At 69.9% G+C, this 12,619-nt stretch carries 15 protein-coding genes and 1 pseudogene; 4 read left to right on the top strand and 12 right to left on the bottom strand.

Features of this window, described 5'->3' with window-relative positions:
- From ACWJ6R_RS18265 to ACWJ6R_RS18225, 9 genes and pseudogenes are all read right to left on the bottom strand, one after another.
- Window positions 1–1,541 (bottom strand): annotated as a pseudogene (locus tag ACWJ6R_RS18265) (NADH-quinone oxidoreductase subunit G); the annotation flags it as partial.
- Window positions 1,542–1,593: 52 nt separating this feature from the next.
- Window positions 1,594–2,883, bottom strand: coding sequence for an NADH-quinone oxidoreductase subunit NuoF (gene nuoF / locus ACWJ6R_RS18260; protein ID WP_449063375.1), 1,290 nt, complete (start codon window positions 2,881–2,883; stop codon window positions 1,594–1,596).
- Window positions 2,880–3,536 carry an NADH-quinone oxidoreductase subunit NuoE gene (gene nuoE, locus ACWJ6R_RS18255; protein WP_449063374.1) on the bottom strand — a complete coding sequence of 219 codons (657 nt, stop codon included), beginning with the start codon at window positions 3,534–3,536 and terminating at the stop codon, window positions 2,880–2,882. The genes nuoF and nuoE overlap by 4 nt, the downstream gene beginning before the upstream one ends.
- Window positions 3,533–4,858 carry an NADH-quinone oxidoreductase subunit D gene (locus tag ACWJ6R_RS18250; RefSeq protein ID WP_449063373.1) on the bottom strand — a complete coding sequence of 442 codons (1,326 nt, stop codon included), beginning with the start codon at window positions 4,856–4,858 and terminating at the stop codon, window positions 3,533–3,535. Before ACWJ6R_RS18250 ends, nuoE begins: the two co-directional genes overlap by 4 nt.
- A gap of 64 nt (window positions 4,859–4,922) precedes the next feature.
- Complete coding sequence (locus ACWJ6R_RS18245) at window positions 4,923–5,600, bottom strand: NADH-quinone oxidoreductase subunit C (protein ID WP_449063372.1); 678 nt, start codon at window positions 5,598–5,600, stop codon at window positions 4,923–4,925.
- Between the two features lie 83 nt (window positions 5,601–5,683).
- On the bottom strand, window positions 5,684–6,235 hold the full coding sequence (locus ACWJ6R_RS18240) for a NuoB/complex I 20 kDa subunit family protein (RefSeq protein ID WP_189239829.1): 552 nt from the start codon (window positions 6,233–6,235) through the stop codon (window positions 5,684–5,686).
- A 4-nt stretch (window positions 6,236–6,239) separates the two neighbouring features.
- Window positions 6,240–6,599, bottom strand: a complete 360-nt coding sequence (locus ACWJ6R_RS18235; protein ID WP_068898202.1) for an NADH-quinone oxidoreductase subunit A — start codon at window positions 6,597–6,599, stop codon at window positions 6,240–6,242.
- Window positions 6,600–6,717: 118 nt separating this feature from the next.
- Window positions 6,718–7,995, bottom strand: coding sequence for a geranylgeranyl reductase family protein (locus ACWJ6R_RS18230; protein WP_449063371.1), 1,278 nt, complete (start codon window positions 7,993–7,995; stop codon window positions 6,718–6,720).
- Between the two features lie 117 nt (window positions 7,996–8,112).
- Window positions 8,113–8,871, bottom strand: a complete 759-nt coding sequence (locus ACWJ6R_RS18225; protein WP_449063370.1) for a demethylmenaquinone methyltransferase — start codon at window positions 8,869–8,871, stop codon at window positions 8,113–8,115.
- Window positions 8,872–8,997: 126 nt separating this feature from the next.
- On the opposite strand from ACWJ6R_RS18225, the gene ACWJ6R_RS18220 reads away from it, so the two are divergent.
- Together ACWJ6R_RS18220 and ACWJ6R_RS18215 are read left to right on the top strand one after the other, a co-directional pair.
- On the top strand, window positions 8,998–9,954 hold the full coding sequence (locus ACWJ6R_RS18220) for a hypothetical protein (protein WP_449063369.1): 957 nt from the start codon (window positions 8,998–9,000) through the stop codon (window positions 9,952–9,954).
- Entirely contained in the window at window positions 9,951–10,262 is a 312-nt protein-coding gene (locus ACWJ6R_RS18215) for a hypothetical protein (RefSeq protein ID WP_449063368.1), read from the top strand. The genes ACWJ6R_RS18220 and ACWJ6R_RS18215 overlap by 4 nt, the downstream gene beginning before the upstream one ends.
- Window positions 10,263–10,274: 12 nt before the next feature.
- Here the strand turns inward: ACWJ6R_RS18215 and ACWJ6R_RS18210 are convergent, their stop codons facing one another.
- A complete protein-coding gene (locus ACWJ6R_RS18210; protein ID WP_449063367.1) occupies window positions 10,275–10,469 on the bottom strand; it encodes a DUF4229 domain-containing protein in 195 nt (64 codons plus the stop codon).
- A 302-nt stretch (window positions 10,470–10,771) separates the two neighbouring features.
- Here ACWJ6R_RS18210 and ACWJ6R_RS18205 point away from each other — a divergent pair, with 302 nt between their 5' ends.
- Window positions 10,772–11,011: a BldC family transcriptional regulator gene (locus ACWJ6R_RS18205; RefSeq protein WP_012887349.1), complete on the top strand. Its 240-nt coding sequence runs from the start codon at window positions 10,772–10,774 to the stop codon at window positions 11,009–11,011.
- A gap of 105 nt (window positions 11,012–11,116) precedes the next feature.
- Here ACWJ6R_RS18205 and ACWJ6R_RS18200 read toward each other — a convergent pair whose 3' ends face one another.
- Together ACWJ6R_RS18200 and ACWJ6R_RS18195 are read right to left on the bottom strand one after the other, a co-directional pair.
- Window positions 11,117–11,356, bottom strand: a complete 240-nt coding sequence (locus tag ACWJ6R_RS18200) for a hypothetical protein (protein ID WP_449063366.1) — start codon at window positions 11,354–11,356, stop codon at window positions 11,117–11,119.
- Window positions 11,357–11,366: 10 nt separating this feature from the next.
- Window positions 11,367–12,194 carry a hypothetical protein gene (locus ACWJ6R_RS18195; RefSeq protein WP_449063365.1) on the bottom strand — a complete coding sequence of 276 codons (828 nt, stop codon included), beginning with the start codon at window positions 12,192–12,194 and terminating at the stop codon, window positions 11,367–11,369.
- A gap of 185 nt (window positions 12,195–12,379) precedes the next feature.
- Between ACWJ6R_RS18195 and ACWJ6R_RS18190 the strand changes: the two genes are divergently transcribed.
- Window positions 12,380–12,619, top strand: a 240-nt coding sequence (locus tag ACWJ6R_RS18190; RefSeq protein ID WP_449063364.1) for a PLDc N-terminal domain-containing protein, incomplete at its 3' end; no start/stop codon positions are given.

The raw sequence follows: 12,619 nt of genomic DNA, 5'->3' as shown, positions 1-12,619 counted from the left end.
GGCGCGGCGCGGGACCCAGCCAGCCGGGCGCCGCTCGCCTCGGCGAGCTTCAGCAGGGCCGTCAGCGCGCCGGGGACGGTCGCCAGGCGCTCACCGGCCAGGATGACCGCGCCGGGCTTCCTGACCGCCTCGGCGGCCTCGGCGACCGCGGCGGCGGACGAGGCCAGGTCCGCAAGGACCTTCGCCTCGGCGCCGGGGGCGGCCTCCACGAGCGTGCCGCTCATCTTGGCCAGGCCCGGGGTCGCGAACGGCGCGACGGAGAAGACGTTCAGGCCCTTCTTCCGCCAGGCCTTGCGCAGCCGCAGGAAGACGATCGGCGACTCCTCCTCGGGCTCGAAGCCCACCAGGAACACCGCCGGGGCGCTTTCCAGGTCGCGGTAGCGGATCTCGATGCCCTTGCCCGCGACGGCGTGCGCGAGGAAGCGCGCCTCCTCCTCGGAGTGCGGCCGGGCCCGGAAGTCGACGTCGTTGGTGCCGAGGGCGATCCGGGCGAACTTCGCGTAGCCGTACGCCTCCTCTACCGTGACGCGGCCGCCGACCAGCACGCCCGCGCGCCCGCGGGCCGCGGCCAGGCCCTTGGCCGCGGCGGCGAACGCCTCGGGCCAGGAGGCCGGGACCAGGTGGCCCTCCTCGTCACGGACGAGGGGGGTCTTCAGCCGGTCGGGCTGGTTGGTGTAGGCGAAGGCGAAGCGGCCCTTGTCGCAGTTCCACTCCTCGTTGACCTCCGGGTCGTTGCCGGCCAGGCGCCGGGTGACCTTGCCGCGGCGGTGGTCGGTCCGCAGCGAGCAGCCGCTGGCGCAGTGCTCGCACGCGGTGGGGGTGGAGACCAGGTCGAAGGGGCGGGCCTGGAAGCGGTAGGCGGCGCTGGTCAGCGCGCCCACCGGGCAGATCTGGATGGTGTTGCCCGAGAAGAGGGACTGGAACGGCCTGCCGTCGGCCGTGCCCACCTGCTCCTTGGCCCCGCGCTCGAAGAACTCGATGAGCGGGTCGCCGGCGATCTCGTCGGAGAAGCGCAGGCAGCGCGCGCACTGCACGCAGCGCTCGCGGTCCAGCAGCACCTGTGTGGAGAGCGGGACGGGCTTCTCGAACACGCGCTTGTGCTCGTGGAAGCGGGACTCGCCCTGGCCGTTGGACATGGCCTGGTTCTGCAGCGGGCACTCGCCGCCCTTGTCGCAGACCGGGCAGTCCAGCGGGTGGTTCATGAGCAGCAGCTCCATGACACCGCGCTGCGCCTTCTCCGCGACCGGGGAGGTGAGCTGGGTCTGCACGACCATGTTCGGCGCGACCTCGATCGCGCAGGAGGGCTGCGGCTTGGGGAAGCCGCGGCCGTTGCCCGCGTCCGGGATCTCCACCAGGCACTGGCGGCAGTTGGCCGCCGGGTCCAGCAGCGGGTGGTCGCAGAAGCGCGGGATCTGGATGCCGATCAACTCGGCGGCCCGGATGATCATCGTCCCCTTCGGGACGCTCACCTGGAACCCGTCGATCGTCAGGGTCACCAGCTCCGCCGGCTGCTGCGCCGGGGTGGTGGGTTCGACGCTCATGGTGCCTCCTCCGTCGGCCCCGCGACCGGAACGGTGCCGCGGTTGTACTCGCTCACTTGGCCCCCCACACCGTGGACGGGGCGTGGTCGAACGGGCAGCCGCCGATCTCGAAGTGCTTGAGGTACTCGTCGCGGAAGAGCTTCACCGACGAGTGGATGCAGCTGGTCGCGCCGTCGCCCAGGGCGCAGAAGGAGCGGCCCAGGATGTTGTCGGCGATGTCGGTGATCGTGGTCAGGTCCTCCTCGGTGCCCTGACCCTTCTCCAGCCGCTTGAGCACCTGCTTGAGCCAGTAGGTGCCCTCCCGGCAGGGGGTGCACTTGCCGCAGGACTCGTGCGCGTAGAACTCGGTCCACCGCATGGTCGCGCGGACCACGCAGGTCGTCTCGTCGAAGATCTGCAGCGCGCGGGTGCCGAGCATGGAGCCCTTGGCGCCGACCGACTCGAAGTCGAGCGGCACGTCCAGGTGCTCCTCGGTGAAGATCGGGGTGCTCGACCCGCCCGGCGTCCAGAACTTCAGCCGGTGCCCGGCGCGGATGCCGCCCGCCATGTCGAGGAGCTCGCGCAGCGTGATGCCGAGCGGCGCCTCGTACTGGCCGGGCCGGGTGACGTGGCCGGACAGCGAGAAGATGCCGAAGCCGGCCGACTTCTCCGTGCCCATGCCGGCGAACCACTCGGCGCCGTTGGCGATGATCGAGGGAACACTCGCGACGGACTCGACGTTGTTGATGACGGTCGGGCAGGCGTACAGTCCCGCCACCGCCGGGAACGGAGGCTTGAGACGGGGTTGGCCGCGATATCCCTCGAGCGAGTCGAGCAGCGCCGTCTCCTCGCCGCAGATGTAGGCGCCCGCGCCCGAGTGCACGACCAGCTCCAGGTCGTAGCCGGAGCCGAAGATGTCCTTGCCGAGGAATCCGGCCTCGTACGCCTCGCGCACGGCCGCGTGCAGGCGGCGGATGACGTGCAGCACCTCGCCGCGCACGTAGATGAAGGCCTGGTTGGCACGGATGGCGTAGGACGTGATGATCACGCCTTCCACCAGCGAGTGCGGGTTGGCCATCATCAGCGGGATGTCCTTGCACGTGCCCGGCTCGGACTCGTCGGCGTTGACCACCAGGTAGTGCGGCTTGCCGTCGCCCTGCGGGATGAAGCCCCACTTCATGCCGGTGGGGAAGCCCGCGCCGCCGCGGCCGCGCAGGCCGGAGTCCTTGACCGCCTGGATGACGGCGTCGGGCTCCATGCCCAGCGCCTTCTTGGCGGCCTTGTAGTCCCCGCCGTAGCCGGGCAGGGTGAAGGAGTCGGGCCGGTCCCAGTTCGCGGTGAGGACCGGGGTGAGAGTCGTCATGCCTCGGGGGCCTTCCATCCGTTGGCCTTGGCGACCTTCAGGCCCTCCAGGGAGGGGCCCGCCGCCGAGGGACCGTCGCCGGCCAGGTCGTCGGGGAGTCCGGACAGGACCCGCGACGCCTCCTTGAAGGTGCAGAGCTTCTTCGGGCCGCGGGTCGGGGAGACGTCCTTGCCGTCCCGCAGGTCGTCGACGAGCTGCTTGGCCGAACCGGGCGTCTGGTTGTCGAAGAACTCCCAGTTGACCATCATCACCGGGGCGAAGTCGCAGGCGGCGTTGCACTCCAGCCGCTCCAGCGAGATCTTCCCGTCCGGGGTGGCCTCGTCGTGGCCGACGCCGACGTGCTCGGAGAGCTCGTCCCAGATCTGGTCGCCGCCCATGACGGCGCAGAGCGTGTTGACGCACACGCCGACGTGGTAGTCGCCCATCGGCTTGCGCTTGTACATCGTGTAGAACGTGGACACGCCCACGACCTCGGCCTTGCTCAGGCCGAGCATCTCGGCGCAGAACTCGTGGCCGTCGTCGGAGACGTAGCCGTCCACCGACTGCACCAGGTGCAGCAGCGGCAGCAGGGCCGACCGCGTCCTGGGATAGCGGCCGATGATCTCCTTGGCGTCCCGTTCCAGACGCTCACGGACCTCAGGTGCATACGTCACCGGTCCACACCTCCCATAACCGGGTCGATCGAGGCCACCGCCGAGATGACGTCGGCGACCATGCCGCCCTCGCACGTCGCAGGCACGGCCTGCAGGTTCGTGAACGACGGGTCGCGGAAGTGCACCCGGTAGGGCCGGGTGCCGCCGTCGCTCACCACGTGGGCGCCGATCTCGCCGCGGGGGCCCTCCACGCTCGCGTAGGCCTGGCCCGCCGGGACCCGGAAGCCCTCGGTCACCAGCTTGAAGTGGTGGATCAGGGCCTCCATCGAGCCGCCCATGATGTGCGCGATGTGGTCGGGCGAGTTGCCGTAGCCGTCGGGGCCGAGCGCGAGCTGCGAGGGCCAGCCGATCTTCTTGTCGTCCACCATCACGCGCTGGCCCTTGAGCGGGCCGCCGAGCCGGTCGAGGACCTGCTCGATGATCTTGAGCGACTCCTCCATCTCGGCCATCCGGACGAGGTAGCGGCCGTAGACGTCGGCGGTCTTCTCGGTGGCGACGTCGAACTCGTAGGTCCCGTAGCCGCAGTACGGCTGCGACTTGCGCAGGTCCCACGGCAGGCCGGCGGAGCGCAGGATCGGCCCGGTGATGCCCAGCGCCATGCAACCGGTGAGGTCGAGGTAGGCGATGTCCCGGGTCCGGGCCAGGTAGACCGGGTTGGCGTCGAGCAACTTGCGCATCTCCTTGATGCGCTTCGGCATGACCTTGAGCAACTCGCCGATCTTGTCCACCGCCCCGGCCGGCAGGTCGACGGAGACGCCGCCCGGCCGGACGTAGGCCATGTTCATCCGCAGGCCGGTGATGTACTCCAGCAGGTCGAGCACCATCTCGCGCTCGCGGAAGCCGAAGAGCATCGGCGTGGTCGCGCCCAGCTCCATGCCGAAGGTCGCGATGGCCACCATGTGCGAGGAGATGCGGGTGAGCTCCATCGTCAGCACCCGCAGCGCCTGGGCCCGCTCCGGGACCTGGTCGGTGATGCCCAGCAGCTTCTCGACGGCCATGCAGTACGCCGTCTCGTTGAAGATCGGCGCCAGGTAGTCCATCCGGGTGACGAGCGTGACCCCCTGGGTCCACGTCCGGTACTCGCAGGTCTTCTCGATGCCGGTGTGCAGGTAGCCGATGACCGTGCGGGCCTCGGTGACCGTCTCGCCGTCGAGGTTGAGGATGAGGCGGAGCACGCCGTGCGTGGACGGGTGCTGGGGGCCCATGTTGATCACGAGCTGCTCGTCCTGCTGGCCGCTGAGCGTGCCGACCAGCTCGGTCCAGTCGTTGCCCGAAACCGTGTAGACCTTGCCCTCGGTCGCCTCCTCGTAGGGGGCACTCACGAGTCCTCCTCCGTCGCACTCGTTCGCGAACTGCTGCGCTCCATGGCTCGCTCGCCACGCTCGCTCACTTGTAGGACCTCCTCTGGTCCGGCGGCGGGATCTGCGCACCGCGGTAGTCGACCGGGATGCCGCCGAGCGGGTAGTCCTTCCGCTGGGGATGGCCGTCCCAGTCGTCGGGCATCATGATGCGGGTCAGCGCCGGGTGCCCGTCGAAGACGATCCCGAAGAAGTCCCAGGTCTCCCGCTCGTGCCAGTCGTGCGTCGGGTAGATCGACACGCTGGACGGGATGTGCGGGTCGGCGTCGGGGCAGGACACCTCGACGCGCAGCCGCCGGTTGTGCGTGATCGAGCACAGGTGGATGACCGCGTGCAGCTCCTCACCCTCCAGGTGGGGGTAGTGCACGCCGGAGACGCCCAGCGAGAGCTCGAAGCGGAGCGCGGGGTCGTCGCGCAGGTGCCGCAGGACGTCCAGCAGCCGCTCGCGCTTGACGTGGAAGGTCAGCTCGCCCCGGTCCACGACCACGCGCTCGACCGCGTCGGCCAGGTCGCCGCCGAGGGCGCGCTCCAGCTCGTCGGCGACCGCGTCGAAGTAGCCGCCGTAGGGACGGGGGGTCGACAGCCTCGGCGCCCGCCGTACCACGAGGCCGCCGTAGCCGGAGGTGTCGCCGGCGTCCCGGGCGCCGAACATGCCCGTGTGGGCCACCGGCTCCTCCGGCACGCCGGGGAGGTTCTCAGTGCTCATGGTCGTTCACCGCTCCTCGTTCGCGGCGCGGGCCGCTCGTACCTCGCGGACCATGCCGCGGACTCCGGGGCGCTCGCTCCGAGTCATTTGCCCGTCCCCTGATCGATCAGCGGCAGCGTCCGCAGCGCCCGCAGTTCGAGCTCGTCGATCTGCTTGGCGCGGTGGGCGCCGAACTTCATGTTCTGGATCTTGTCGTGCAGCTTCACGATCGAGTCGATGAGCATCTCCGGGCGCGGCGGGCAGCCGGGCAGGTAGATGTCGACGGGGACGACGTGGTCCACGCCCTGCACGATGGCGTAGTTGTTGAACATGCCCCCGCTGGAGGCGCAGACACCCATGGCGATGACCCACTTGGGCTCGGCCATCTGGTCGTAGATCTGGCGCAGGACCGGGGCCATCTTCTGGGACAGCCGGCCCGCGACGATCATCAGGTCGGCCTGGCGGGGAGACGCCGAGGCGCGCTCCATGCCGAAGCGCGCCAGGTCGTGCTTGGGACCGCCGGTCGCCATCAGCTCGATCGCGCAGCAGGCCAGGCCGAAGGTCGCCGGCCAGACGGAGTTCTTGCGCGCCCAGCCGGCCGCTTGCTCGACCGTGCTCAGCAGGAAGCCGCTGGGGAGTTTCTCTTCAAGTCCCATAGTCCTAATCCCAGTCCAGACCCTTGCGGCGCCACACGTACGCGTAGGCGACGAGCACGGTGACGATGAACAGCAGCATCTCGACCAGTCCGAACAGCCCGAGCTGGTCGAACGCGACCGCCCACGGGTAGAGGAAGATGATCTCGATGTCGAAGACGATGAACAGCATCGCCGTGATCATGTACTTCAGCGGGAAGCGGCCGCCGCCGACCGGCTGGGGGGTGGGCTCGATGCCGCACTCGTAGGCGTCGAGCTTCGCGCGGTTCCAGCGTTTGGGACCGGTGAAGGGCGCGATCGTCACCGAAAAGATCGCGAAGCCCGCTCCCAGAACGGCGAGCACCAGGATGGGTGCGTACAGCTCCATCGCTACGCCTCCTCTCCCATCTCCACGCGCGCCGGCGCGTAGCTCACGTTGTCATGACGCATAAGTCTAGGCGGGGGCATGATTACCATTCGTCCCGGCTTCCGGATGTTTTGTGAGGTCATGCCGGTGGTGCGACCTTCGACAGGGCATTGATGATCCGGTCGGACGCGTCGCCTCGCCGGTCGGTGAGATTAGCAAGGAGTTTGAGCGCGAAGCGCATCAGGCCGGGGTGAGGGAGCGCGTGCCGGGTCGCGAAGTTCATCACGCCGCGCCGGCTGATCAGCTCGACGAAGCCCCTGCCGAGCGTGAAGTAGCCGCCGTAGGCGTCCTTCAGCACCTGCGGGTAGGCCCGCAGCACCCGCTCGCGCTGGGCGGCGGTGCCGCGGCCCAGCGCCTGGACGACGGTCTCGGCCGCGATCCGGCCGGTCTCCATCGCGTACGCGATGCCCTCGCCGTTGAACGGGTTGATCATCCCGCCCGCGTCGCCCACCAGCACCAGGCCCCGCGTGTAGTGCGGCTGGCGGTTGAACGCCATCGGCAGCGCGGCGCCCCTGATCGGGGTGGTCATGTTCTCTTCGGTGTAGCCCCACTCGGGGGGCATGTTCCTTGTCCAACGCCTCAGGAGGTCGCGGTAATCCATGCCCTTGAAGGATTCGCTGGTGTTCAGCAGTCCCAGGCCCACGTTGGAGGTGCCGTCGCCGACGCCGAAGATCCAGCCGTAGCCGGGCAGCAGCTGGTCGCCGTCCCACAGCTCCAGCCAGGTCTCCAGGTAGTCGTCGTCGTGGCGGGGGCTGGTGAAGTAGGTCCGCACCGCGACGCCCATCGGGCGGTCCTCGCGCTTGTGCAGCCCCATCGCCAGCGAGATCCGGGTCGAGTTGCCGTCGGCCGCGACCACGAGCCGGGAGCGGTAGGCGACCTCCTCGCCGTCCTTCCTCGCGGTCACGCCCACGATGTGGCCGCTGCGGTCGTCGAGGATCGGGGCGGTGACGTTGACGCCCTGCAGCAGGCGCACGCCGCCGCGCACCGCGTTGGCGGCCAGGATCTCGTCGAAGTCCTGCCGGGTGCGGACCAGCCCGAAGTCGGGGTAGCTGGACAGCTCGGGCCAGTCGAGCTCGAAGCGCATGCCTCCGCCGACGACGCGCAGGCCCTTGTTCCTGACCCAGCCGGGGGCGTCGATGTCGATCCCCATGGCGATGAGCTGCTTGACGGCGCGGGGCGTCAGCCCGTCACCGCAGACCTTCTCCCGGGGGAAGGTGGTCTTCTCCAGCAACAGGACGTCCAGTCCGGCCTGTGCGAGATGGAATGCGGTTGTCGAACCGGCGGGCCCGGCGCCGACGACGATGACGTCGGCGTCAGCCTCAGCGACACTCCGCTGTGGGGCGGCTGGCACGGTCACGGGACCTGTCCTGTCCTACACGCTTTGACGGCCTCGGGGTGAGGGGCCTTTCGTTCCTTTGTGAAGGTCTTCACAAACTTGTCGGGCGGCAGTCTAACGCTTTCCCGAGGAGAAGTGTCAGGCGGGTACGGCGGACGATTCGCTATTTTTCGGACCCGGCTTGTAACCCCGGTGCAGGGCGACGATGCCGAGCGAGAGGTTGCGCCAGGCGACCCTCTCCCAGCCCGCCCGCTGGATGGTCCGCGCGAACGACGCCTGGTCCGGCCAGGCCCTGATCGACTCGGCGAGGTACTCGTAGGAGTCGGGGTTGGAGCTGACCGCCCTGGCCGCGACCGGCAGCATCCTCATGAGGTACTGCGTGTAGACCAGGTCGAAGGACCTGGCCGTCGGCCGGGAGAACTCGCAGACCACCAGGCGGGCGCCGGGCCGGGCCACCCGGAGCATCTCGCGCAGCGCCTGCTCGGTGTCCTCGACGTTGCGGATGGCGAAGGAGATCGTCACCGCGTCGAAGCTGTCGTCGGCGAACGGCAGGTTGAGCGCGTCGCCGGCCACGAACGTCACCCCGCGCACCCCGCCGCCGGAGATGCCGGACCCGCCGCGCCGCGCGACGCCGGTGCGGAGCATGCCGAGGGAGAAGTCGGAGGCGATGGCCCGCGCCCCGAGCGAGGTGAAGGCGTCGGTCGAGGTGCCGGTGCCGGCGCCCAGGTCGAGCACGAGCTCGCCGGGGCCCGCGTCGACCGCGGCCGCGGTGGCCTTGCGCCACAACCGGTCCTGCCCCAGGGAGAGGACGTCGTTCATCAGGTCGTAGCGCCGGGCCGTGCGATCGAACATCGAGGCGACCTCGTGCGGTTGCTTGTCCAGCGAAGCGCGCGTCATGACAGCAAGCCTAGGGCCGTTCGCACAATCCACGGAAAGTAGCGACATGATTACCAAGAGTCTGTTAGAACTTGACGAATGCTTGCCAGAACCGCCAGAACCGTCAGAACCGTCAGAACCGCCTCCGTGCTGACGACCGTCCTGGCCCTGACCACCGCAGGTGTCAACGGAGGGATCGGCGGGTGGACCACCGCGGGCGTCGCCTCCGCCGGCACCGTCGAGCACCGCGGGATCGTCTCCGCCGATCCCGTGGACACCACCCCGCACGTGCTCGACGGGATCGTCAACGCCATCGCCCTGGTGGGCGGCACGGTGGTGGTCGCCGGATCGTTCAGCGAGGTGCGCGACGCGGGGAGCACCCGGATCCTGGAACGCGCCAACATCTTCGCCTACGACCTGGCCAGCGGGCGGATCCTGCCGGACTTCGCCCCCGACCTCGACGGCCCGGTCAACGCCCTGGCCGCCGGGACCTCCGGCACCGTCTACGCCGGAGGCGCGTTCTCCGAGACCGGCGACGTCGCCACCCCCAGGCTGGTCCGGCTCCGGCTCGCGGACGGCGCCCCGGTGACGTCCTTCCGCGCCCGGGCCTCCGGCGGCACGGTCACCAGCCTCGTGCGGCACGGCTCCCGGCTCTACGTGGGCGGGGACTTCACCCACGTCACCGGCGTCCGCCGTACGGCACTGGCCCGGGTGCACGCCGCCACCGGCGCCGTCGACCCCGCCTTCACGATCACGCCGGGCGCGCCCCGGGGGCCCAGGGTCAAGGTGTACGCCATGGCCCTGGCCAAGGACCGGCTCGCGATCGACGGCAGCTTCGGCACCCTCGACGGGCTCTCCCGGCCGCAGCTCGGCCTCATCGACATCGGGGCCTCCCCGGCGAAGGTCGCCTCCTGGCGGACGGACGCCTACGCCCCGGCGTGCAAGCCGACCTTCCCCAGCTACGTCAGGGGACTGGACTTCGCCCCCGACGGCAGCTACTTCGTGGTCGTCACCAGCGGCGGCCCGGGCGGGCCCAGGAAGCTGTGCGACAGCACCGCCCGCTTCGAGACCGCGCGCGCGGCGAGACGGACCCGACCTGGGTGAACCACACCGGCGGCGACACTCTCTACTCGGTGGCGGTGACCGGGGCCGCGGTCTACGTGGGCGGTCACCAGCGCTGGCTCGACAACCCCCACGGCCGCGACTCGGCGGGCCCGGGAGCCGTCGCCCGGACGGGGATCGGGGCGATCCACCCGGTCACGGGCAAGGCGCTGCGATGGAATCCCACCCGGACCCGCGGAATCGGCGTCAAGGCGTTTCTCGCCCACCGGGGAGGTCTACTCGTCGGTAGTGACACAACCCGACTCGGGCGCGAGTACCATGCCCGGATCGGCATGTTCCCGTTGCCGTGACATTCCCCGTTTTCAGCGATTCTTGGCGATTCGCGCGCTCAGCGCGTCCCGCTGCTTGGACAGCAGGACGTAGCTGGCCACGCCGCTGACGAGGAATGACGCGACCAGCAGCAGGAAAGGATCGCGAAGCCCGAGAAGGTAGAGCACGCCGGCCGTCACGGCCAGCACTCCGATCCGGGACGCGGTGTAGGCGAAAGCGGGATGCACGGCATCGAGGCTACGTCACTCCCGGCATGCCGGTGCGAGCGGGCGCGCAGCGACGCGGCAAAGGCCTTCCAGGCCGTGCCGCGAGCGCGAAGCGAACGCTCTTCGCATCTGACGCGAGCACTGCTAGTGTTCCCAACAGATCAGTTACGTAAAGAAACACCCACGAGAGCCTCAAAGAGGCTCTATCATATAACAATCGGGCAGTCAGTCGATAACAACCCGTGATCTATGAACGAAACCACGGATAAATCAGGCTTCGCTCGGCACACTGGTTACCTGTCCGCCCGCTGGCAGGAAGCGGGATGCGAGGGGGAGAGATTGTGGAGAGTAGCAGCGAGCGTCTGCTGACGCCCGGAGAGGTTGCCGCCCTCTTCCGGGTCGACCCAAAGACGGTTACGCGCTGGGCCGCGGCAGGCCGCATCAGCAGCATCCGTACCCCCGGAGGGCACCGGCGGTTCCGCGAGTCGGAAGTGCACGCCCTTCTGCGCGGTGAGGACGTCCTGACGGCCGAACGGCCGGCGGGTGAGTCCCCCCGCGTCTGACGCCGTATGACGTCGCACCATCGGTGATCCTGCGCGCCTTACCCGGAAGCCGCAGGGTCACCGTGGAGTCACTCCGCGGTGGCAGGATCGTTCCCCCGGCGGACGTCAGCCGTCCTGCTCGGCCTTGAAGGCCAGGAACTCCTTCTCCAATTCGTCGTTCTCCGCGAGCCACCGCCTCCGCCGCTCCGCCGCCTCCTCCTCGGTGAGCGATTCGGGCAGCCAGCGGTCGTACTCCGGATCCCCCGGTGAGAGCTCCACGTACGCGTTGCCGATCAGACGCCCGTCATCGCTGGACAGGCTCTGCGGCACGCGCAGGGTCCCGTCAGCGAGCCGGATGACGTACATCCCAGACCACCTAGATTCCGTAGCGCCGGTTGAAGAACAACATGACATTGAGCGCCATCCGCGTGTCCCCGCCCAGCATGTCCACCAGGGCGGGGCGCTGCCGGGACGCGATGGCGGCGAAGGCGTCGGCGAAGAACTCCCTGCGGCCCAGAGTCCCCGGCTGCAGGTGGAAACCCGAGGCCAGGGCCGGGACGCACCGCTCGTAGAGGGCGGCGAACTCGGGGGAGTCCGACACCCAGTCTCCATGGGGCGCGTCCACGTCGTCCAGGGCGTGCCCGATCTCATGCATCATCACGTCGGGGGTGGGTGAGGGCCTGTCCCCCACCACCACTTTGCGGTCGCCGTACGCTCCGGCGCAGACGTCCCACGTCGCCCGGCCCGACGGCAGCGGCGCGCCCCGCAGATAGCCCATGTCGTCCAGGTCGGGCACGCCGCCCGCGCCGACGTAGATGCCCTCCAGCCCCTCGGCCAGCTTCGCCTTGAGACCGTCGGGCAGCCGCGCGAGGCTCTCCACCGCGCCCACGACCTCCGGGGGCGGCGGCCCCTCGCGGACGTCCCACTGCCGGTGCAGCACGCGCTCCAGGGCTCCGCAGTGCCGCAGGCCGTCGCCCATGCCGGGGGCGTCGGGGGTGTTGGGCTGGGCCCGGGGACGCTCGTCCTCCAGCTCGAAGTCCCGCCAGGTGTACTGCGGGCGGTCGGCGGGGACCGGACTCCCCGGCGGCCGCTCGGGCCCGCGGGGAACCTCCCTGGGCGCCTCGCGGACGGCGGCCTCACCACCCCGGCGGGACGTCTCACGCTGCCACCACCGCCGCCGATGACGGCCTCTGTCCGTGTTCACCCTGCCCGCCCGCTTGAATGCGCCACCACGCGCTCCCGTCGGAGAACGGCAACAGGTCCCACCGTACGGTGTGGATCTTCCCGCGTCACCCCGAACCGGCGCCTCTCTCCACCCGGTTCGCGCTCCGGCTCCGCTCCGTTTCCGGCCTGGCCCCGCCTGCCTGCGAGATGGCTTACAGTTCGGGCATGTCCGTGCTTCTCGGTCTGGCGCTGCTCGCCTTCTGGCTCTACTGCCTGTTCGACGTCATCACTACGCCGGACGAGGAGGTCAGGAACCTTCCCAAGATCCTCTGGGTGCTCATCGTGGTGCTGCTGGCGCTGGTCGGCGGCCTGTTCTGGTTGCTGCTCGGCCGCCCCCTCGGCCCCCGTCCCCCGCGGATCCTCCTGCCCCCCCGAGGGCACGCCGCGCGAACCCCGCCCGCAGGC

This window comes from Planomonospora algeriensis (assembly GCF_977012225.1).
Note: the sequence above shows the minus strand (reverse complement) of the source record. Positions and strands in the feature narration are given on the sequence as shown.